Raw genomic sequence first — 22,896 nt, 5'->3', positions numbered from 1 at the left:
AATTGTTTTTTGAAATCAACCAATCAAGATATCGAACAGTTACTATTGCTTTGTAAATCTAGTAACCAACATGCACAGTTGGAAATTTACAATAGATATAACAAAGCCATGTATAATACAGCCCTAAGGATTATTAAGGATTCTTTTAAGGCTGAGGATATAATGCAAGAGTCTTTTTTGACGGCATTTACAAAACTGAATACACTAGAGGATACCAAATTATTTGGTGCGTGGTTAAAACGAATTGTAGTGAATAATAGTATTGCGCACTACAACAAAGCTGCTAAGCAAAACGAAGTGCCTCTAGAAACGGTAGTGTACAAAGTTGAAGACGACAACGGCATTGAAGAGCGTAGCCAAAACACAGATAAAGTAAAACAAATAATGAGCGTAATGAAAACCTTAAAACCAAACTATAGTATGGGTTTGACTCTACATCTCATTGAAGGCTACGATTATGAAGAAATCTGTGACATTATGGATATTTCTTATGCAAATTGTAGAACATTAATTTCTAGGGCAAAAGAAAGTTTACGTAAAAAACTAATGCAATCAGCCTAAACTAAAAAGTTATGCAAAACGATAACATAGACGAATTATTTAATAACCTTAAGGGTGAATTTGATATCAATGAACTTGGTGAAGGCCATGAAAATCGGTTTTTGGAAAAGCTGAAAGCTAATGAGACTGCCTCAACTGATGTTGAAAAATTTAGCCTTAACTGGAAATCTTTCTTGGCTATTGCAGCGTCTTTAGTGATCTGCTTTGCAGTATTCACCACTGCGCAAAGTGAACCAGAAGCATTAGATTTAGCGAGTGTTTCATCAGAAATGTCCGAAACTCAAGATTTCTTTACAGCAACTATTGAAGCTGAATTAAAAAAGTTGAACAACGAGCGTTCCCCTTTAACAGAGCAGATTATTACCGATGCCATAAGCCGAATAGATTTATTAGAAAAAGAATATCAAAATTTAAAAAACGATTTAACTAAAAGTAATAAAGACCAACGTGTAATCTATGCCATGGTCAACAATTTTCAAAATAGAATTGACATTTTAAATACCGTTTTAGAACAAATCGAAACGATTAAACAATTAAAAAACAACAGCAATGAACCAAAAAATACAATTTAGATTAGCTCTATTGATTTTGCTAATGCCATTTATAGCATTAGCCAACACAGAAATAGAAGCTGCGAAAACAACCAAAGAGCGAAATATTAAAAAATCGTTTGATGTATCTTCAAACGCTACCTTAAAGGTGAATAATAGTTTTGGAAACTTAGATATTATAACTTGGGACCAAAATAAAATTGATTTTAATATCACCATAAGAGTTACAGGAAACAATGCCGAAAAAGTACAGGACAGATTAAACCGAATAGACATAGAATTCTCATCTAGTAGCGATTTGGTATCAGCAATCACAAAGATTGAAAAGAACAAAAAGAATTGGTGGAGTTGGGGAAAAAAAATGAACTTAAAATTAGAAATTAATTACATTGTTAAAATGCCAATATCTGGTAATGTAGACATAAGCAATGACTATGGCTCTATTAGCTTAGACCGATTAGAAGGTAAGGCAAAAATCACCTGTGACTATGGGAAAATTACAACTAAAGAACTCATGTCCGACAATAATGAAATTAGATTCGATTACACTAACCATAGTTATTTTGAATATATAAAAAGTGGGGAAATTTATGCAGATTATAGTGGGTTTACTGTAGCAAAGGCTGAAAATTTAAAAATCAATGCAGATTATACCAAATCTGTGGTTGAAGTTGCTGAAAATGTAGAATATGTTTGTGATTATGGGTCTTTAAAAGTTGAGAATGTCAACAATTTGGATGGCAATGGTGATTATCTTTCACTAAGGCTAGGCAACGTATATAAAAATGTAAGAATTAGAACTGATTACGGATCTTTAAAAATAGACCGAATGGCTTCTAAAGCACAAAATATTGACATTAATTCAGAATTTACAGGAATAACCATTGGTTATGATGCAGGCTATAATTTTGATTTTGATATTGACTTAGAATATGCATCGTTGCGCGATTCCGATAATTTTAATTTTACAAATAAAGAGGTTGATGGCTCAGACAAAAAATATAATGGATATCACGGCGCCAAAGGCTCCGGTAATATGGTAAGGATAAAATCTGAGTATGGAAGCGTAAGCTTTAAACAGCAATAATTACAATAGATGTCACTTCGAGTGCACTCTGTGTCACAAATATAGAATGACAGAAAATCTCTCACTCGATTTAGCAGTGAGTATATAAATAGAACAATCAATAAAAACGAACAAAACCAAACAATTAGAACGATGAAACTTTTAAAATCAATTACAGTGCTAGCATTTCTATTATGCGCCACAACTACACATGCACAATGGAAAAAAATTAAGGGTGATGGCAACATTACCACCACAACAAGATCAACAGGATCTTACGATGGTCTAAAGGCAGCTGGATCTATGGACTTTAAATTGGTAGAAGGCAAAGAAGGAGAAATTACTATTGAAGGAGATGCCAATCTTATGGAATATATCATTACGGAAGTAAAAGGTGGGAAACTTGTGGTTAAAACTAAAGATGGTGTTAACCTTAAACCTACAAAAACTATAGTTGTAACCGTGCCATACGAGTCTATTGAATTAGTTTCATTAGCAGGTTCTGGTGATATTGAAAACTCTGGTACTATTAAAGCAGATGATTTTGATGTGTCATTAGCAGGCTCTGGTGATATTGATCTTAGAGTGGATTCAAATTCAATTGAAAGTAGTATTGCAGGCTCTGGTGATATACACTTAAGTGGTTCTACAACAAATTTAACCACGAAAATTGCAGGGTCTGGTGATTTTGATGGTGAGGATTTAGGTAGTGTCAATGTAACTGTAAAAATAGCTGGCTCAGGTGATGCAAATGTGGTTTGCAATGGTAATCTAAAAGCTAGAATCTCTGGTTCAGGCGATGTTAGGTATTCAGGTAAACCTACTAATAAAGACACTAAAATTTCAGGCTCAGGTAGCGTGAGTAATTAATAGTTAAATCAACCAAAATTTGAAAAGGACAAGTATTTGCTTGTCCTTTTTGTTTTAATAACCAAAAATATGACATTTGCTTAAGTAAAACAGACAAATCATGATGCCTGCTTCGGCACTCTAAAAAGTAAAATAATACCCAGCAAAAAGAACACGAATAAGAATAGAATAGAATTTCGCATGCTGCCTGTTATTTGGTCTATAAAACCATAAATAAGCATTCCTATAACTATACCTATCTTTTCTGCAACATCATAAAAACTAAAATAAGATGTGGTATCTTCTGTTTCTGGTAAAAACTTAGAGTATGTAGATCTTGCTAACGATTGAATACCACCCATTACCAACCCAACCAATGAAGCTGCAATAAAAAACTGAATGGGAGTTTCCATAAAATAGGCGTAAAAACACAATGCCATCCAAATAAAATTAACAGCAATAAGTGTTTTAATATTTCCAAACTTTGATGAAGCTCTAGATGTTAAAATTGCTCCAACAATTGCTACAACTTGGATTACTAAAATACTAACGATTAACCCTATGGTTTTGGCATCATCATCTCCCCAAGCAATTTCTTCTTCACCGAAATACACAGCTACCAACATAATGGTCTGAACAGCCATACTAAACACAAAAAACGCATAGAGATAACGTTTTAACCTGAGGTCTTCCTTTAACTCATTCCAAACCCCTTTTAACTCTTTAAAGCCGTTAAAAATAATGGATTTTGTTACTTTATGACCAGAGGATACGCCTTTAGGTAAAACATAAAATGTGTACTGACTAAAGAGTGCCCACCAAATACCTACAGTTATGAATGAAACCTTCATAGCTTCAAAAGATGCACTATTTTTAGCTTCTTCTAAAGCTTTAGCTATTTCTGCTTCAGTTCCATTTTCCATGATGGTTGAAGAAATACTTATATCAAAACCGAACAAATCTGGTTTCATAACCATGGCAAGATTAATTATCAGTAATAGCACACTACCTAAATACCCCATACTAAATCCTTTTGCACTAATACTATCTTGTTGTTCTGGATAAGCAATATCTGGCAAATACGAATTATAAAATACCAAGCTTCCCCAATAACCTATGAGTCCCATAAAATAGAACAAAAGACTTAGGTGAATTCTTTCTGGTTCTATGCTAAACCAATATAAACCTATACAACCTGCTGAGCCTACATAACAAAAGAATTTCATGAAATTTTTCTTGTTACCAACATAGTCAGCAATACCTGAAAGAATTGGTGATAGAATAGCTACAACCAAAAATGTAAATGCTGTTACAAAAGTGATGAGCGCAGTACTTTTAAACTCATATCCAAAAGCTGTAACTTTCTTAATTTCAGAGATAAATAATGCCGAATAAAAAATTGGAAATATTGAAGAAGCAATGGTCAGCGTATATACCGAGTTTGCCCAATCATAAAACGCCCATGCATTGAGAAGTTTTTTGCTTCCTTTTTTAAGTTCCCCCATAATATTTAATTAAAAAAGCTGCCCCTATAATTGAGCAGCTTCTAAAATAGTTAAATATTATTAACCTATAATGGATTTATTGGCCTAAATGAAGTAACCCCAAATTTTTTAGCCTCAGCTTTCGCTTTTGGTGCTAATTGCTGTAAATTTTCAATCCTTGAGTCATTACTTGGGTGTGTGCTTAAAAATTCTGGTGGTGCTTGTCCTCCACTATTTGCTTTCATACGCTTCCATAGTTCAGCAGCTTCGTCCGGGTTATAACCAGCTATAGCCATTAAGATAACTCCTATTTTATCAGCTTCGGTTTCATGGCTTCTACTAAAAGGTAACATACCACCGACATTACTTGCCAATCCATAAGCCTGCATCCACATCTGTTGCTTTTCAGCTGTTTGGCTTCCTGTGGCTACCGCCACTGCTACACCTCCTGCTTGTTGTAGCATTCCTGAACTCATACGTTGCTGACCATGGTTTGCCAGTGCGTGTGCAACTTCATGTCCCATAATTGCCGCTATTCCTGTTTCGTTTTGTGCTATTGGAAGAATGCCAGTGTAAAATGCAATCTTTCCACCTGGCATACACCAAGCATTGACTTGTTCGGATTCTATGAGTTTATACTCCCATTTGTAATCATCTAAATAGCCTTGATGTCCGTTAGCATTTAACCAACGCTCTGCAGCAACTGCTATACGCTGGCCAACACGGGTAATCATTTCTGAGTCTTTGGTACCAGTTATAACCTTATTTTCACTTAATACTTGATTATACTGTGCAAATGAAGAAGGGAATAATGTGTCATTAGATACAAACGCCATTGTTTTTTTACCCGTAAACGGATTTGTTGCGCAAGACACAATAACAATAACGCCTATAGTTAATATCGCTTTTTTAATATTCATAGCTAATGGTTTTAATTATATAATTACTAAAATACAAAAATCAGTCCGTATTTATATGACACCAATATAATTAACAAGTCACTAGGATTTTAACTCTTTTCCCAAAATGTGTAATTCAGAAAAATTTTTATCCACAACAATGGACTCTATACCGTTTACTTTTAAACTTTTAGGGTCTATCTTTTCATTATCTAATTGAACCTCTACAATATCAAAAGGCAACCCATGAAGTTGAATATTAAAAGTATCGTAAGGTGTTACAAACTTCCCTTCTTTATACTGACTGATAATCAATTCATTTGTGCGGCCAGTAAGCGTAAAGTTTCTAAGACTATATCTGCCTTTTGTATAATCATAACCATCATTAGCATCACTGTATAATTCACTCTCTTCTTTGCCTTCTTTATAGTAGACATCTAATGTAATTTCTTTAATTTCCTTTTCACCAACATATTGCTGTACAGGATATTTAGGTATTATAGCCCCTTCTTTAATAAAGATTGGCATGCTGTCAATATCTGCATCTACCCACATTTCCTTACCTCCTTTTATGACTTCATCATTCCAGAAATTATACCAATTACCTTTTGGTACATACATGCGCCTACCTTTTGCATTAGGTTCTAATACTGGGCAAGCTAAAATCTGTTCACCGAAAATGAATTCATCAGTTCTGTAATGGGTATGCACATCATCTTGATCGAACAACACCAAAGATTTTAACAATGGAGTTCCATGGTCTACATAATTCCAAAACGCAGTGTATAAATAAGGGAGTAACTGATATCTAATTTCGATAAACTTTTTAACAATTTCTGTGACATCTTCACCAAAAGCCCATGGTTCTTGATCTCCGTGGTCACCTGAAGAATGTACCCTAAAAAACGGATGAAAAATGCCAAGCTGAATCCAACGTGTAAATAGTTCTCCTTGTGGTTGTTCGGCAAATCCGCCAATATCACTTCCCACAAAACCAAAACCAGACATTGCCATTCGTTGTGCTTGAATATTGGCAATCCATAAATGTTCCCAAGTAGCAACATTATCTCCTGTCCAGGTCGACGTATAACGTTGTGTCCCAGAATATGCGGCACGTGTAATAACAAACGGTCGCTTTGGATAAGAATATCGTTTTACACCTTGATATGTAGCCCTTGCCATTTGCATACCATAAATATTGTGCGCCTTTCTGTGGCTACATGGATTGCCATCATAATCATGGCGCACGTCATCAGGAAAGGTTTTGTTGGGCACTTCCATAACGGCTGGCTCATTCATGTCGTTCCAAACTCCTTTGACACCCACTTTTTCAATAAGTTCCTTAAAAAGTCCAGACCACCATTCTCTGACTTCAGGATTTGTAAAGTCTGGGAAATAACACTCACCAGGCCAAACCTTTCCTTTCATATAGTCTCCATCAGCTCGCTTACAGAAATAATCTTTGTCTAAGGCTTCCTTAAAAACGGAATAGTCTTTATCTATTTTAATTCCTGGATCGATAATGACAACGGTTTTAAAACCATCAGCTGCCAATTCATCGACCATACGTTTTGGATCTGGAAAATGATTTTTGTCCCAAGTAAAACAACGAAACCCCTCCATGTAATCGATATCTAAATAAATAGCATCACACGGAATCTGCAATTTTCTGAATGTAGATGTAATGTCTTTAACTTTACTTTCGGGATAATAACTCCATTTACACTGATGAAATCCTAAGGCCCATAGTGGCGGCAATAAATGAGGCTTTCCTGTTAAATCCGTGTAACTTTCCACAACCTGATTCATCCTTGGCCCATAGAAGAAATAATAATTCATCTCGCCTCCCTGTGCCCAAAAGCTTGTTACGTTTCGTCTTTCGGTTGCAAAATCGAAACTGGTTTGAAAGGTATTGTCAAAAAATATACCATAGGCCTTGCCACTATGTAGGCCTGTATAGAACGGTATAGCTTTATAGATAGGGTCAGTATCTTTTCCGTAAGCATAAGAATCTGTTACCCAATTGGTATAGCGTTTACCCCTTAAGCTCAGATGATTAGGTTTATCGCCAAGTCCATAATAGCTCTCACCATCGTTGGACACTTTGCTCATTTTTACAATATTTCCACCATGTTGATAATTTTCTTCCCAATGAAAACCAGATTCATCTTGATTGATTAAAGCGTTATCTTTAACATCATATATAGAAACCCTAAGACTTTCTTTAGAAATCTCGCATCGTAATTTTGATGTGGTAATTTCATAGTGGCCCTTTTTTTCTTCGATTTCTAACTTATTATAGCCCGTGCTTGCATACTTAGTAATGGCATAAGAAAAATCATTACCAAAGCTACCAATAGTGGTATACCTAAAGCGTAAAACACTATCTCGAACTACAGTAAGTTGTAGCACAACATCATTATCTGTAGAAAAGTACAAGGTATCTACATCCTTTTTAAAATCTATTATTTTAGAAGGGAATAAATTTCCTTTATGTTCTAATTCCGTATTTACAATCATAGTTAGATTTGTGTAAAATTGCTTGTAAAAAAACGGAAAAAATTGCAGGTAAAAAAACCTTTAAAACTTTAATTAGCACGAATTGTTAACTATATCGTTTTCGGAAAATATCTTACGCCCCCTAAAATGATAAAACCTCACAAGATTTAGAATCTGTGAGGCTTCATATACTTAGAAAACTGTTATTTTTCAGCTTTAGGTTTTGTTTTTTGCTTTGTAGCTGTTTTAGATTTAGTCTTAACAGCGGTTGTACTTTTAGACTTGCGTTTGGTTGACTCCGAATATTTAAAAACTACCATACCTAAAGGTGGGATATCTATGTCTATAGAATAATCTCTAAAATGCCAAGGATCAGTTTTGGCTGTTTTCATCTTGTTCTTATAATTAGCACTTCCATAATAGTTTTTGGCATCACTATTAAAGATTTCTTTCAGCTTTCCTTTTCTGGAAATACCTAATTTATAATTCTCTTGTGGTACGGGAGTCATATTACAGGCAATGACCAAATCATCCTTTTCATGTTTTCCTTTTCTAATGTATGTGAAAACAGAATTTTGTGCATCGTTGTGGTCTATCCATTCAAAACCTTCTGAAGTAAATTGGTTTTCATAAAGTGCTGGTTCATTTTTATAAAGTGCGTTCAAATCTTTTATAAGCTCTTTAATGCCTTTATGAGGTTCGTACTGCAGTAAATACCAATCGAGACCTGTTTTAAAATTCCATTCACTGCTTTGTCCAAATTCACATCCTTGAAACAGTAGATTACCTCCAGGATGCGTAAACATATAACTGTACAATAATCTTAGATTGGCAAAACGTTTCCATTCGTCTCCTGGCATACGTCCTAAAATAGAACGTTTACCATAAACCACCTCATCATGACTTAACGGTAACATAAAGTTTTCCGTAAAAGCATAAGTCATTGAAAATGTTAAATCATTTTGATGAAAACGTCTATATACAGATTCCTTACCGAAATATTCCAAAGTATCATGCATCCATCCCATCATCCACTTCATACCGAAGCCCAATCCTCCCAATGAAGTCGGTCTAGAGACCATTGGGAATGCTGTAGACTCTTCTGCTATGGTTTGCACATCTGGAAAATTAGAATAAACGGCTTCGTTCATTTCTCTTAAAAATGATATAGCCTCTAGATTTTCTCTGCCTCCATACATATTGGGTTCCCATTGCCCATCATCTCTACTATAATCTAAGAAAAGCATTGATGCCACAGCGTCTACTCTTAATCCGTCAGCATGGAATTGATCTAACCAATAGATGGCATTACTGATTAAGAAAGATTTTACTTCGTTGCGACCATAATTAAAAATTAAACTTTTCCAATCGGGATGATAACCGCGTTTTTTGTCAGGATGTTCATATAGTGCCGAACCGTCAAAGAAACCTAGCCCATGTGCATCTTCAGGAAAATGTGATGGTACCCAATCGAGAATAATACCAATATCATTTTGGTGTAATTTATCGACCAATAATTTAAATTCTTCAGGCAAACCAAAACGCGATGTGGGCGCATAGTACCCTGTAAGTTGATAACCCCAAGACGGATCGTACGGAAATTCCATCACAGGCATTAACTCTACGTGGGTAAAATTCATGTCTTTAACATACGATACGAGCTCATCTGCCATTTCCTCGTAAGTCATAAAACGATCTTCAGCTCCCTCTACTTGTTTCTTTTTCCATGAGCCTAAGTGTACTTCGTAAACCGAATAAGGGGCATCTAAAGCATTATTCTTTTCACGTTTTTTCATCCATTTACTATCTTTCCACTTATAAGATTCTTCCCAAATTATAGATGCTGTTTTTGGAGGGTGTTCTGAACGTCTAGCATAAGGATCTGCTTTTTCAGTCTTTACATTGCCATGGTTACTTTGTATTTTATATTTATAAGCCTCACCCTTTTTTGCACCTGGTATGAAACCTTCCCAAATACCACTGCTATCCCATCTTACATTGAGTTGGTGCGTACCTTCAACCCAAAAATTAAAATCTCCGATTACAGAAACTGCTTTGGCGCTTGGTGCCCAAACGGCAAAGTATACGCCTTTCACACCATTGACCGTCATAATATGCGATCCAAATTTTTCATATAAGCGATAATGTTTTCCTGCTTTAAAGAGATTGATATCAAAATCTGTAAAGTGACTATGTGGTATTACTTCTGCCATAAATTAACTGTTAATGATATTAGAGATTCCCTTTAATGGAATAACTGCCCAACGCGGGCGTGAATTGAGCTCGTATCCCAACTCATAAATTGCTTTTTCGAGCATGGCGTATTTTAGTAAAAATATACGCTCTTGATTATAACCTATATTGAGGTTTGCTTCTTGAACGTTAGACACATAAGTACCTAAAAATACAGATTTTAAATATCTGTACAGGACTTCACCAGCTTCAAAAAGTTCTTCTTGTTCGTGCTTATATAAATCCAAATTATTGAAAATAGTGGCGTAAATGGCATAATGGAACGATCGGAATAAACCAGCAATATCCTTAAGAGGTGGTTGCTTTACCTTACGATCTCGGATGGTACTTTCTGGTTCGCCTTCAAAATCCAATATATAGAAGTCGTCTTCCTTTACCAAAACCTGGCCTAAATGATAATCGCCGTGTACTCTTATGCGCTCTCCTTTTAGTTTGGTCCAATCGAAATCCACAAAACGCTTTCGTATGATGTTTTTCTTTTCTAAAAATTCATTGGCGAGTTCTAATGCTAAACCATCCAGTTTATGTAAGCTATTCTCTATGGTGTTTAATCTATTTTGAAATTGGTACAGCAATCTATTCTTAAGCCAAACTTCATAATCTCCATTAAAATGCGATGGTGTAAAAGCCGTATCCTCGAATTCGCTTCCTAATGCAATGTGCATTTCGGCTGTACGTTTTGCCAAAGTCTGTATTTTAAGAAAAATATTGAGCCCCACCCAATCGATAATCTGTGGTGGTACATCCGTAATTTCAAGTCGTCCAAAATCTTCTGTATTCGGTAACTGTGAAATTGTAATATTCTTATATTCTAAATTAGAAAATACTTTATGTAATTCCCTAAGCATATAATCCCAAGCATCTCCTTCATTTTGCACCATTTGCTGCATTAAGCCTATGGTAATGTTGGTGTTATCACTATCTTTAATCTGTATACTTCCTAAGTAAGCTGGTGTGTTTTTATAGTCTTTCTTATCTGAAAGGAAACGACTCATTTCGTAATCCGGGTTACGGTCTGCATAAATTCTTCTAAAGAACTTTAGCACATACTCCTCATTGTATACTATAGATGTATTACTTTGCTCCAAGCCCATAAATCGAGAGGTTTGGTATTGGCAGTCCTTAAACAAATCACTCTTATGATAACTAACACGTGTTTTATCCTTTGGTATGGCTGTTAAAATACGCTCAAACACTACTTTTCTAAAAGCCTCAAGGTTAATGGCATCAATGATAAACCCCTCTTGATTTTGAATACTAATGGATAATATTCTATCATCTTTTGCAAAGTTTTCGTCAGACACAAATGCTATTGGCAAAAAATAATGTTGGTAAAAAGCTTCAACAAAATTGACCTCCAGTATTAAACCGTAATAAACCTCACCATGCTGTTGAATTCTAAAGTATTCAGCCAATTCTATGTACTTGAGCTTACTGGCCTTACCACCATACCAACGTTGCCTAACTATATAATCTTCTAATACATCTGACAAGAATACTTTAATAAACTCCTTATTTTCTAGAAGTTCTTCCCACTTATCATTAAAATTATAAGGAGGTTGTAAAGCAGTAGTTTTTGTCGATTTTTTAGCCATATTACTTTGTTATCTTAAATATATGAAAAGGAAGTGTTGGATGCAACTCCACGTAATTCCATTCATTATACCATACATAACTATTTCCTGTAACTAAATCTGAAACTGAAACGGGTTGCCCCTGTTGCAATCCTAACGCTTCTAAAGGAAGCTGAACGTTATCGCGTTGTGGATAATGATGGTCCAAACTGATGACTATTAGCAGTTCATTGGTTTTGTCTGCATTCCATTTATAGAAGGCAATCAAGTTGTCATTATGAATGTTGCAAAACTTTATATTATTGGTTTGTTGTAAAGCTTCATTATTATGACGAATGGCATTGATTCTAGAAATTAGAAGTGTTAGTTTGTTTTCCTTAAACCAATCGTAATGGCATACCTGAAATTTTTCGGACATGTAATATTCCTCTTTCCCCGGAATGGCAGCATCGATCATTTGTTCAAACACTGGGCCATAAATACCAATATTGGAACTTAATGTAGCTGCAAGCACATAACGTTGCAGATATTTAGATTCGTTAGCACCTTGAAGGTGATAAGGATTAATATCTGGCGTGTTTGGCCAAAAATTAGGTCGCATGTATTCGCATTGATCTGTTTGGGTGAGTTCGGTTATATACTCTATAAATTCTTGCTTTGTATTTCTCCATGTAAAATAGGTGTAGGATTGCGAATAGCCTTCTTTTGCCAAGCGTTGCATAACCTTTGGCCTTGTAAATGCTTCAGCCAAAAAGATGACATCTGGATGCTTCTTTTTAACTTCCGAAATGAGCCAGTTCCAAAAATAATAGGGTTTGGTATGTGGATTATCTACTCTAAAAATATTGATCCCACAATCTACCCAATACAACATGGTATCTAAACACTCTTTCCAAAGGTTTTTATAATCCTTACTTTCCCAATAAATTGGTAATATATCTTGATACTTTTTTGGCGGATTCTCTGCATATTGTACGGTACCGTCTGGCCTCCATTTAAACCAATCTGGATGGTCCTTTACCCAGGGATGATCTGGTGCCGCTTGTAAGGCGTAATCCATGGCAACTTCAATTCCTAAATCTTTAGCTTTTTTAATTAAACGCTTAAAATCAGTAACAGAACCTAATTGAGGATGCAAATCTTTATGCCCTCCTTCTTTAGAACCAATTCCCCAAGCAGAACCTACGTCTCCTTCTTTGGCATCTGTGGTGTTATTTTTACCTTTACGATTGACTTCGCCTATGGGGTGTACAGGTGGAAAATACAACGTATCGAATCCCATTTCCGAGATTCTTGGTAACAAACGTTCACAATCTTTGAATGTGCCATGAACTCCTTTTTTCTCTGAAGCCGAACGAGGAAAAAATTCGTACCAAGTACTGAACAATGCTTTCTTTCGATCTACATAAACCTGTAATTCTTTGGTTTCATTTGCCAAATGCTTTTCTGGATATTTATAAAAAATATCATGAAGCTTTGTGCCTCTAGCTTCATTAATGGCATTATTGTAATATTTTTCATTTCCAAATGCATCTATACATTCTTGTAAATATTTCTTTTCGTTAGATGTTACTTTTTTTAATAAAGGCTTTAGAAATGTGATACCTTCAAGCAGTTCAGATTTTACATGCTGGTTATCCTCTATTTTTCGCTCAATACCATGTTGCCAATTTAACGCATAATCTACCCAACCTTGTACTTTGTATGCATAAAATCCTTGCTTATCTACGGTAAATGATGCTTTCCATTCATCATTACCAACCAGATGCATCCTAGCCTCACACCATTTTCGTTCTTTTTCGTGTTTGTAAAGCACCGATGCTGCAATGACATCATGGCCATCGGCAAGAACATTGGCATCTACATTAACTATTTCATTTACAATACGTTTTATAAAAAAGTCCCCACAGTTAATTTGAGGTTTAACTGCTTCTATAACTACTCGTCTTTGGTTATGCATAGTGTTGGTTGAATGTTAATTGTGTTGCGAAATTACTATAGATTATCCACATATAAAAGCTATTCCATCGCTATAAGCTCCTACAACGTTTGAAATTGATAATAACGGTTGGCTAGATAACTTGGTTGTTATTGAATAATGGTTTTTGAAGGTATTACAGCGTCCTTTTTAACTACAACTATGCCATCTTTCACAAAATAGCTGTCTGTTTCTACATCTTTGAGCTGTTTACCACCGTTGATACGAACATCATCACCAATTCTGCAATTTTTATCTAAAATGACATTTTTAATAAAGCACCGCTCACCTATTCCCATAAAAATTTTAATTTTTTTCTCTTCTATTTCCTCTAAGGACTCATAAAAGTCGTTACCCATCATGTAGCAGTTTATCACTGTGGATTCAGACCCAATTCTGGATCGAATGCCAATTACCGATCGTTCAATCTTAGCAGCGTGGACGAGACATCCTTCCGCTATAACTGTTTTGTCGAGAAGTGTCCCTGATACTTTAGAGGTTGGCAAAATTCTTGCATTGGTATAAATACGCTTATTATTATCGTACAGGTTAAATTGTGGAATACTATCTGTCAATCCTAAATTAGCTTCAAAAAACGAATCAATATTTCCGATGTCGGTCCAATAGCCCTCAAACTGATAACTTACCGTTTTATGTTTACCAATTGCGTTGGGAATTATTTCCTTTCCGAAATCTACAGTCCCAGGTTCTTTCATCAATTTAACCAACAAATCCTTATTGAAAATATAGATGCCCATAGATGCCAAATATAGCCTACCACTATTTTGCATGGCTTTGCTCACATTAGATTCCCATTCTGGTAACAAGGATGCATCTGGTTTTTCTATAAAAGATGTTATAACGTTATTTTCGTCTGTTTTCATAATACCAAATGATGTGGCATCTTTTGCATTAACAGGTTGGGTAGCGATTGAAATTTCAGCTCCACTTTGTTCATGTGCTTCTATCATCTTATTAAAATCCATTTGATAAAGCTGATCCCCAGAAAGTATTAGAGCATACTCAAAATCGTGTTGTAAGAAGTGATGCATACTTTGACGGACTGCATCTGCCGTACCTTGAAACCATTCGTCACTGTGTATTGTCTGTTCTGCAGCTAAAACATCTACAAAAGCAGAACTGAAAAAACTAAAGTGATAGGTGTTTTTTATATGCTTGTTTAACGATGCCGAATTAAACTGGGTTAAAACATACATCCGTTTTATATTTGAGTTGATACAATTGGATATGGGTATGTCTACTAATCTATATTTTCCTGCGATAGGAACAGCTGGTTTGGACCTGCTCTCGGTTAACGGATAAAGTCTCGATCCTTGTCCGCCACCTAAAATAATACTTAAAACTTTGTCGTTAATCATTGCGTCTTTATTAAGGATTTATATATAGCTTCTGTTTGCTTTGCTATGGCTTTCCAGTCAAAAAAGTCTTCAACTCTTTTTCTCCCGTTTTTTGCCATGTAGTCTCGCTGTTTTTTATTTGAAATTAACATATTAATTCCGTTTGCCAAATCTTGCGAAAATTTATTTGGGTTTACCGGTTCGAATGGCGCCGATTTTTGTTGTTCCAAATTAATCAACAACCCTGTTTCACCTTCTACTACAACTTCCTTTATACCACCAACAGCACTTGCTACCACAGCTGTTTTGCAAGCCATGGCTTCAATATTTATAATTCCAAAAGGCTCATAAATAGATGGGCAACAAAATACAGCTGCATGAGAGTATAATTGAATAACATCTTTCTTATCTAGCATAGTGTCGATCCAAAAAATGTTATCTCTCGTTTTTGAGGCTTCCGCAACTGCGTCTTCCATCTCTTTGGCAATCTCTGGAGTATCCGGTGCACCGGCACACAAAACTATTTGAGTGCCTTCATCAATATATTTAATGGCATTGACCAAATGGATGATTCCTTTTTGGCGTGTAATTCTGCCAACAAATAACATATACGGCTTTGTCTTGTCTATATTGTAAGTATCTAGAATAGTAGTTTCTTCAACAACAACATATTCTTTTAAATCAATACCGTTGTATACAACTTCAATCTTACTTTCATCTACATTAAAATGCTTAAGTATATCTTCTTTTGTTTCTTCGGAAACTGCTATTAAGCAATCTGCCATTTCAATTGCTGTTTTTTCTACCCAAGATGATGCATCGTAACCTCTACCCAGTTGTTCTCTTTTCCAAGGTCTTAGAGGCTCTAAGGAATGGGTAGTAACCACTAAAGGAGTACCATAACATAATTTAGCCAATATACCTGCAAAGTGAGAATACCATGTATGACAATGTACAACATCTGCATCAATTGCATCGGCATTCATATTCAACCCAGTACTTAGTGTTTTAAACACAGCCTTTAACTTATCATTTGCATTATCAAAGGTTGAATTTTCAAAAGAGAAACCTTTTACGGTCAAACTTTTTCTAGAAATATCCTGATCGCCAAAAGCCCTGACTTCCATTTCTAATAATTTGGAAAGTTCTCCTGCTAGATATTCAACATGCACACCTGCACCTCCATAGACATAGGGTGGAAATTCTCTTGTAAAAAATAATACTTTCATTTAAGTTGTTTTACCACTTGTAAATTAATGAAATGATCAAAGTAAAGAGTAATTATTTTATAAAAAAATAAGTCTTGCAATTCCTATTCTCCGATCATTTGTAAAATAACAAAATATATTAATCTTATAAGCTTTCAACACTAATAAATTAACATTTAAATAAACTAGCGCAGCTTGTAATGCGATATACATTTCTTCGACAAAACATTTATTAATTTTTATATTTATACTATGAAAAAAATAATCTTATTTACGCTTGTTGGTTTGTTTTTTAGCTGTAATAGTACAGCACAAAAAAGCAAAGCAAAAGAGAAAGAAACATTCCCAGTCACAAAAACTGAAGCTGAATGGAAAGTACAACTTACTGAAAAACAATATTACGTTTTACGAGAAGCTGGTACGGAACGTGCATTTACAAGTCCCTTAAATAAAAACTACAAAAAAGGAGTTTACCATTGTGCAGGTTGTGACACACCATTGTTTAAAAGCGAGCACAAATTCGATTCTGGTACAGGTTGGCCAAGTTTTGATAAAGAAATTAAAGGCAATGTAGCTTTCTCAACAGATTATAATATTGGTTATGCGCGCACAGAAGAGCATTGCGCCACTTGTGGTGGCCACTTAGGGCATGTTTTTAACGATGGTCCAAAGGATACCACAGGAAAACGACATTGTATAAATGGTGTAGCACTAAAATTTGTTGCTGCTGAGGAATAAGATTTCCCAACAACCATTACATAATAGTGATATAAAATTTATCAATAGTCAAAATGTATTATAATAATTTTATGTCACTATTTTTATTAGTATAATTTGAAAATATGAAAAATTCTTATTTAACCAGCGTCATTAAACAATTTGAATATTACAAAAGTCTTGGGGATAAAACTTTTACTCAATTAACCTTTGAAGAATTGAAAAAAGAATTCGCTGAAGACTCCAACTCTATTTCCATAATAGTAAAACACATTATTGGCAATATGCTAAGCCGATGGACTAATTTTTTGACTGAAGATGGTGAAAAAGAATGGCGGAAACGAGATGAAGAATTTCAGGATACTTTTACCTCTAAAGAAGAACTCATTGATGCTTGGGACAGAGGATGGCAATGTCTTTTTGATGCTGTAAAACATTTATCTCAAAATGATTTAGAAAGAGTTATATATATTAGAAATCAAGGCCATTCGGTTACGGAAGCTATAAATAGACAAATGATGCACTACGCATACCATATTGGTCAGATTGTATTTTTAGGTAAGCTCATAAAAGGGAAGCTTTGGCAATCTTTATCCATACCAAAAGGAAAGTCAAAGGACTATAATAAAGATAAGTTCTCAAAGGATAAAGGCAAAAGACATTTTACGGAAGACCTATAGTGCCTAACGTTAAAAACACATATTTCAAATTTCATTCTAGACCAAGTGATGAAAGTTTAAGGATTTCGGATTTATCTTTTTGGAATTTATTATTTTTGTGCTTCAAAATTCAACTAAAAAATTACTTATGAGTAAATACGATGTTATAGTGTTAGGAAGCGGTCCTGGTGGTTATGTAACTGCGATTAGAGCTTCTCAATTAGGATTTAAAACAGCTGTTGTAGAAAAGGAAAGTCTTGGAGGAGTTTGTTTAAATTGGGGTTGTATCCCTACAAAAGCACTTTTAAAATCTGCTCAGGTTTTTGAATATTTAAAACATGCCGAAGATTACGGTTTAAAAGTTAAAGATGCCGAACACGATTTTGATGCCGTTGTAAAACGTAGTCGTGGTGTTGCCGATGGGATGAGTAATGGTGTTAAGTTCTTAATGAAAAAGAATAAAATCGACGTTTTGGAAGGTTACGGTAAAGTAAAGCCAGGAAAGAAAGTTGATGTTGATGGAAAAGAATATTCTGCCGATCATATTATTATAGCTACTGGTGCACGTTCTAGAGAACTGCCTAGCCTGCCTCAAGATGGAGAAAAGGTGATTGGTTACAGAAAAGCCATGACATTAGATAAACAACCTAAGAAAATGATTGTTGTAGGTTCTGGTGCTATTGGTGTAGAGTTTGCTTACTTCTATAATTCAATGGGCACTGAGGTTACCATTGTAGAATATATGCCTAAGATTGTACCCGTTGAAGATGACGAAGTGTCCAAGCAGTTAGAGCGTAGCTTCAAAAAATCTGGAATTAAAATAATGACTTCTGCTGAAGTAACTTCGGTAGATACCTCTGGAGATGGTGTTAAAGCTACTGTAAAAACGAAAAAAGGAGAAGAAATATTAGAAGCAGATATTGTATTATCTGCTGTTGGTATCAAATCTAATATAGAAAATATTGGTTTAGAAGATGTTGGTATCGTAGTAGATAGAGACAAGATTATTGTTAATGATTACTACCAAACTAACATACCTGGCTATTATGCTATTGGTGACGTTACACCGGGACAAGCATTGGCCCACGTTGCATCTGCTGAAGGTATTCTTTGTGTTGAAAAAATTGCAGGCCAACATGTAGAAGCCCTAGATTACGGGAATATCCCTGGCTGTACGTATTGTTCTCCAGAAATAGCTAGTGTTGGTTTAACTGAAGCTCAAGCAAAAGAGCAAGGTATAGATATTAAGATTGGTAAATTTCCATTTTCAGCATCAGGTAAAGCAAGTGCAGGTGGAAACAAAGATGGTTTTGTAAAAGTAATCTTTGATGCAAAATATGGCGAATGGTTAGGTTGCCACATGATTGGAGCTGGTGTAACCGATATGATTGCTGAAGCTGTGTTAGGCAGAAAGTTAGAAACTACTGGGCATGAAGTCTTAAAAGCGGTACATCCGCATCCTACAATGAGTGAAGCCGTAATGGAAGCGGTAGCAGATGCTTATGATGAAGTGATACACTTGTAAAACAACTATAAAAAATCTAAGAGATAATTTTATATCGAAAAAAAAAGCCGAGTGAAAATCATTCGGTTTTTTTGATCTCATTTTTAGAAGTGCAGTGCAAATGCCTCAATTAATCATTTGCCTTTTGAAGTATGGTTTTCCAGAAGATTCATCTAGAACATTTACCATTACTATAATTGCAATTATAGCTGTACATAAAAAAATTATGATTTATCTAGTTTTGTTGAAAAATTACACTTGACAGCCTATGCCAACAAGCAATTAATTAATTTCAAATAAAATCACAATAAAAGTCAGATTACTTGTCAAAAACTCATTTTTTTGAGTTCTCAACATACTATAATCTGTAACCTAAACCAAGGAATATAATATTAGGAGATAACTCTTCAAAACCAAGAGTGTATTTCATATGAATACTTAATTTTGAGCCAAAATCGTATTCTAAGCTGATATCTGCCCTAACCTTAAATTTATTATTAAAAATATCAAAGAAATAATTTAAGCTTGGTCCCACCAGAATATGAAAACTGTTGTATATATCATATTTTAGATAAATTGGTGCGTTTATAAACTCTAAATCTCCAACGCCCTTGTACAACACCTCTGGCTGAATATGAAATCCGTTATCGATTTTAAAGTCTGCAAAAACACCCCCATAAAAGCCCACTTCAGTATCTGGGTTGGTACCAAAGTCTCCTTGTGTGACTTTAAAAAATGTAATATTTAAACCGCCTTTTACTCCGAGTTCTTGTGCATGTATATCACTGACACTAAAAAAGAGAAGCCCAACTATAAATATTACCTTTCGCATTCTACAATATAAGGCTTTCTACTGCCAAATCATAACTCAATAGACCAAAACCAAGAATTACACCTTTTGCGTGAGGTGAAATATAGGATTGATGTCTAAACTCTTCTCTGGAAAACGTGTTGGATATATGTACCTCTACAACTGGTGTAGTTATGGCTTTAACAGTATCACCAATCCCAACCGAGGTATGTGTATAAGCCGCTGCATTTAATACAATACCATCATAGCTAAACCCAATCTCTTGTAGCTTGTCTATGAGTTCGCCTTCTATATTAGATTGATAATAATCAATATTTATGCCACTGAACTTAGATCTAAGAGTTTTTAAGAAATCTTCAAAAGTTTTACTGCCATATATTTCTGGTTCGCGTTTGCCCAATAAGTTTAGATTTGGACCATTGATGATAATGAGTTGCTTCATAAAGTAAATATATTAAAATTAGGGCATAAAAAAACCGAAGCTTAGTGCTTCGGTTTTTATTTTATAGAAAGTAATTTTCTTATTAGAAATGTAATGCAAATCCTATACGGAATTCAAGAACACCTTCATCAGTATAATCCTCGTTTAAAGACATATTATATCTTAAACCTGGTTCAACAGAAATATTATCGGCTACAAACCAAGCATAACCACCTTGTAAACCTAACCACAAAGGAGTTTCATCACCAAAAACATCTTCCCCAGAAGCACCAGTTACATCTAACTGAACAGGAAATTGGCTTGCCACGTAATATTTAGCACCAAGCTTGTATGTGAAAGAAGAAGCACCATCAAAATCATTATAGCCTAATCCAGCCTTAATAGCTAAATCATCCATAATAAAATAGCCAGCTTCAGCACCAATAGCCCAAACAGTTACGTCATCAAAAGAAAACAAACCAAAACCAGTGTTTGCACTATGGGCATCTACACCACCAAAACCAGTGTTGGCCTCAACTAACCAAGAACCTTCAGAAAGTGCGCTAGAAGAACTATCATCCTGAGCATTAACATTTGTAAATCCAAAAACTGCAACAGCAGCAATAAGTAATAATTTTTTCATAATTGAGTTTAATTTTAAATTAATTTGGTCGGCAAATGTAAGTTTACGATGACTTATAAAGTATAAAAAAATGTTAAATTTTTAGGTCATACAACGATATTTTAATCCACAAAAAAAAGAGGCAAAATTGCCTCTTTTCCATATAATAAATTGATTTGGCTTATCCACCAAACTTGTATCCAACACCAACAGTAAGAGTATTAAATTTAATTTCACCATCACCATCACCAGTAAAATGGTCATTCAATTGAAAACCATAACGTGCCTGCACAGAAAAGTTTTCGTCAATGTCATAACCAACACCTGCAGCTAACTGTAAGTTTAATTTTGTAGTGTCATCAAGTTCATCTAAGAAGTCAGCAACATCACCCATTACAAAACCAATTTGTGGGCCTAATTGAATGTTGAAATCTTCTGAAAATGAATACTTTACAATAGCATTAACGTTTAATGCAGCAAAATCACCTGCAGAAGTATATGTTACTTCTGGTTGAAGGTCAAAAGTATCCGATAATTCAAATTCAGCAAATGCACCAATATGAAATCCAGATTCAGAATCAGAATCAGCACCAGAAACATCAGCAGATACATTTGAGAATCCTGCAAGTGCACCAAATTGTTGTGCATTGATACTCGCAAAAGCAAAAACTGCAAAAGCAGCTAAAAATAATTTTTTCATAATCTTTAAAGTTTTAAAATTGATTACTACAAACTAAAGCCTTTTTTTTTAAATAATGAAGTTTCTAGAAGCAGTTATTAACAATTTTGTAAACAAAAATATTTAATTATTTGATTTTCAGAATATTAAAAAATAGCTTATTAACAATTTTTTATAAAAATACGATGAAATACGTAGGTTTTTTACTATATTTTGACCAATATTTTGGTATTTTTAAATATGAAATGGTCGCAAGCTATCAATGATTACAAGCATTACCTCCAAATTGAGCGTGGATTATCCAGTAACTCCATAGAAAATTATGGCTATGATATTAAAAAACTCATTTCATATCTTGAAGATCATAACATAAAAACCGCTCCCATTTCAATAGATAATGAGATTATAAAACAATTTATTTATACCATCTCTAAGTCCATAAATCCTAGGTCGCAAGCAAGATTGATTTCTGGACTTCGCAATTTTTTTGATTATCTCGTTTTTGAAAACTACAGAAAAGATAATCCATTAGATCTTATAGAAACACCTAAAATAGGTAGAAAACTACCAGATGCTTTATCAGTGGAAGATATCGATCTACTAATAAACACAATAGATCTGGGTTATGAATACAATACTATTAATTTAGGGGAACGCAACAGAGCAATTATAGAAACCCTATATAGCTGTGGTCTACGTGTTAGCGAGCTTATAGAGCTTAAAATCTCTGATTTATTTTTTGATGAAGGTTTTATAAAAGTAACAGGTAAAGGCAACAAACAACGTTTTGTACCCATTGGAGATAGCACACAAAAATACATTAACATTTGGAAAGCTATTAGAAATCACATCGATGTGCAACCCAATTCTAAAGACATTCTTTTTCTTAACTACAAAGGCAAAAAATTAACACGCGCCATGATATTCACAATTATTAAAAATCTAGTTGAAAAATCTGGATTAAGAAAAACAGTATCTCCGCACACTTTTAGACATTCTTTTGCCACGCACCTGCTACAAAATGGCGCTGATCTTAGAGCCATACAAATGATGCTCGGCCATGAGAGCATTACAACTACAGAGGTGTATATGCATGTTGACCGATCGCATTTAAGTGATGTATTAAACAAATTTCACCCTCGAAAATGACAAGACAATTTTTGTGACATATTTACATATATAGTGTCTTAATTATAAATCATA

General features: G+C 34.6%; 20 protein-coding genes. 8 read left to right on the top strand and 12 right to left on the bottom strand.

Features of this window, described 5'->3' with window-relative positions:
- The first annotated feature begins 9 nt into the window (after positions 1 to 9).
- From KCG49_RS14360 to KCG49_RS14345, 4 genes are all read left to right on the top strand, one after another.
- Positions 10 to 561 (top strand): RNA polymerase sigma factor, encoded by a 552-nt coding sequence (locus KCG49_RS14360; RefSeq protein ID WP_218547483.1) that lies wholly within the window; start codon positions 10 to 12, stop codon positions 559 to 561.
- Between the two features lie 11 nt (positions 562 to 572).
- Positions 573 to 1,133, top strand: a complete 561-nt coding sequence (locus KCG49_RS14355) for a coiled-coil domain-containing protein (protein ID WP_218547482.1) — start codon at positions 573 to 575, stop codon at positions 1,131 to 1,133.
- Entirely contained in the window at positions 1,111 to 2,199 is a 1,089-nt protein-coding gene (locus KCG49_RS14350) for a hypothetical protein (protein ID WP_218547480.1), read from the top strand. Before KCG49_RS14355 ends, KCG49_RS14350 begins: the two co-directional genes overlap by 23 nt.
- 132 nt (positions 2,200 to 2,331) lie before the next feature.
- Positions 2,332 to 3,048, top strand: coding sequence for a head GIN domain-containing protein (locus KCG49_RS14345; RefSeq protein ID WP_218547478.1), 717 nt, complete (start codon positions 2,332 to 2,334; stop codon positions 3,046 to 3,048).
- 98 nt (positions 3,049 to 3,146) lie between these two features.
- Here the strand turns inward: KCG49_RS14345 and KCG49_RS14340 are convergent, their stop codons facing one another.
- The 8 genes from KCG49_RS14340 to glgA form a co-directional block, all read right to left on the bottom strand.
- On the bottom strand, positions 3,147 to 4,532 hold the full coding sequence (locus KCG49_RS14340; RefSeq protein WP_218547476.1) for an MFS transporter: 1,386 nt from the start codon (positions 4,530 to 4,532) through the stop codon (positions 3,147 to 3,149).
- 65 nt (positions 4,533 to 4,597) lie between these two features.
- Positions 4,598 to 5,431, bottom strand: coding sequence for a M48 family metallopeptidase (locus KCG49_RS14335; RefSeq protein WP_218547474.1), 834 nt, complete (start codon positions 5,429 to 5,431; stop codon positions 4,598 to 4,600).
- Positions 5,432 to 5,512: 81 nt separating this feature from the next.
- Positions 5,513 to 7,930: a glycoside hydrolase family 31 protein gene (locus tag KCG49_RS14330; protein ID WP_218547472.1), complete on the bottom strand. Its 2,418-nt coding sequence runs from the start codon at positions 7,928 to 7,930 to the stop codon at positions 5,513 to 5,515.
- 182 nt (positions 7,931 to 8,112) lie between these two features.
- A complete protein-coding gene (glgB, locus tag KCG49_RS14325) occupies positions 8,113 to 10,122 on the bottom strand; it encodes a 1,4-alpha-glucan branching protein GlgB (protein WP_218547470.1) in 2,010 nt (669 codons plus the stop codon).
- A 3-nt stretch (positions 10,123 to 10,125) separates the two neighbouring features.
- The gene (locus KCG49_RS14320; RefSeq protein WP_218547469.1) at positions 10,126 to 11,757 is read right to left on the bottom strand and encodes a trehalose synthase; all 1,632 of its coding nucleotides are present in this window, start codon (positions 11,755 to 11,757) and stop codon (positions 10,126 to 10,128) included.
- A 1-nt stretch (position 11,758) separates the two neighbouring features.
- Entirely contained in the window at positions 11,759 to 13,696 is a 1,938-nt protein-coding gene (locus KCG49_RS14315; RefSeq protein WP_218547467.1) for an alpha-1,4-glucan--maltose-1-phosphate maltosyltransferase, read from the bottom strand.
- A gap of 128 nt (positions 13,697 to 13,824) precedes the next feature.
- The gene (locus KCG49_RS14310) at positions 13,825 to 15,093 is read right to left on the bottom strand and encodes a glucose-1-phosphate adenylyltransferase (RefSeq protein ID WP_218547465.1); all 1,269 of its coding nucleotides are present in this window, start codon (positions 15,091 to 15,093) and stop codon (positions 13,825 to 13,827) included.
- Positions 15,090 to 16,301: a glycogen synthase gene (gene glgA, locus KCG49_RS14305; RefSeq protein ID WP_218547464.1), complete on the bottom strand. Its 1,212-nt coding sequence runs from the start codon at positions 16,299 to 16,301 to the stop codon at positions 15,090 to 15,092. The genes KCG49_RS14310 and glgA overlap by 4 nt, the downstream gene beginning before the upstream one ends.
- A 231-nt stretch (positions 16,302 to 16,532) precedes the next feature.
- Here glgA and msrB point away from each other — a divergent pair, with 231 nt between their 5' ends.
- The 3 genes from msrB (at position 16,533) to lpdA (ending at position 19,181) form a co-directional block, all read left to right on the top strand.
- Entirely contained in the window at positions 16,533 to 17,018 is a 486-nt protein-coding gene (gene msrB, locus KCG49_RS14300; RefSeq protein ID WP_218547462.1) for a peptide-methionine (R)-S-oxide reductase MsrB, read from the top strand.
- 104 nt (positions 17,019 to 17,122) lie between these two features.
- On the top strand, positions 17,123 to 17,677 hold the full coding sequence (locus KCG49_RS14295; RefSeq protein WP_218547460.1) for a DinB family protein: 555 nt from the start codon (positions 17,123 to 17,125) through the stop codon (positions 17,675 to 17,677).
- Between the two features lie 127 nt (positions 17,678 to 17,804).
- The gene (gene lpdA, locus KCG49_RS14290; RefSeq protein ID WP_218547458.1) at positions 17,805 to 19,181 is read left to right on the top strand and encodes a dihydrolipoyl dehydrogenase; all 1,377 of its coding nucleotides are present in this window, start codon (positions 17,805 to 17,807) and stop codon (positions 19,179 to 19,181) included.
- A gap of 337 nt (positions 19,182 to 19,518) precedes the next feature.
- Here the strand turns inward: lpdA and KCG49_RS14285 are convergent, their stop codons facing one another.
- From KCG49_RS14285 to KCG49_RS14270, 4 genes are all read right to left on the bottom strand, one after another.
- Positions 19,519 to 19,992 carry a porin family protein gene (locus KCG49_RS14285; RefSeq protein ID WP_218547457.1) on the bottom strand — a complete coding sequence of 158 codons (474 nt, stop codon included), beginning with the start codon at positions 19,990 to 19,992 and terminating at the stop codon, positions 19,519 to 19,521.
- 1 nt (position 19,993) lies between these two features.
- Positions 19,994 to 20,413, bottom strand: a complete 420-nt coding sequence (gene aroQ / locus KCG49_RS14280) for a type II 3-dehydroquinate dehydratase (RefSeq protein ID WP_218547455.1) — start codon at positions 20,411 to 20,413, stop codon at positions 19,994 to 19,996.
- Between the two features lie 82 nt (positions 20,414 to 20,495).
- Positions 20,496 to 21,035, bottom strand: coding sequence for a hypothetical protein (locus KCG49_RS14275; protein ID WP_218547453.1), 540 nt, complete (start codon positions 21,033 to 21,035; stop codon positions 20,496 to 20,498).
- Between the two features lie 160 nt (positions 21,036 to 21,195).
- The gene (locus tag KCG49_RS14270; RefSeq protein ID WP_218547451.1) at positions 21,196 to 21,714 is read right to left on the bottom strand and encodes an outer membrane beta-barrel protein; all 519 of its coding nucleotides are present in this window, start codon (positions 21,712 to 21,714) and stop codon (positions 21,196 to 21,198) included.
- A 219-nt stretch (positions 21,715 to 21,933) separates the two neighbouring features.
- On the opposite strand from KCG49_RS14270, the gene xerA reads away from it, so the two are divergent.
- Entirely contained in the window at positions 21,934 to 22,842 is a 909-nt protein-coding gene (gene xerA, locus KCG49_RS14265; RefSeq protein WP_218547449.1) for a site-specific tyrosine recombinase/integron integrase, read from the top strand.
- Positions 22,843 to 22,896: the final 54 nt, after the last annotated feature.

The sequence above is a fragment of the Winogradskyella luteola genome, assembly GCF_019203985.1.
Classification (GTDB): domain Bacteria; phylum Bacteroidota; class Bacteroidia; order Flavobacteriales; family Flavobacteriaceae; genus Winogradskyella; species Winogradskyella luteola.
This window is presented reverse-complemented; position numbering and strand designations above follow the sequence as displayed.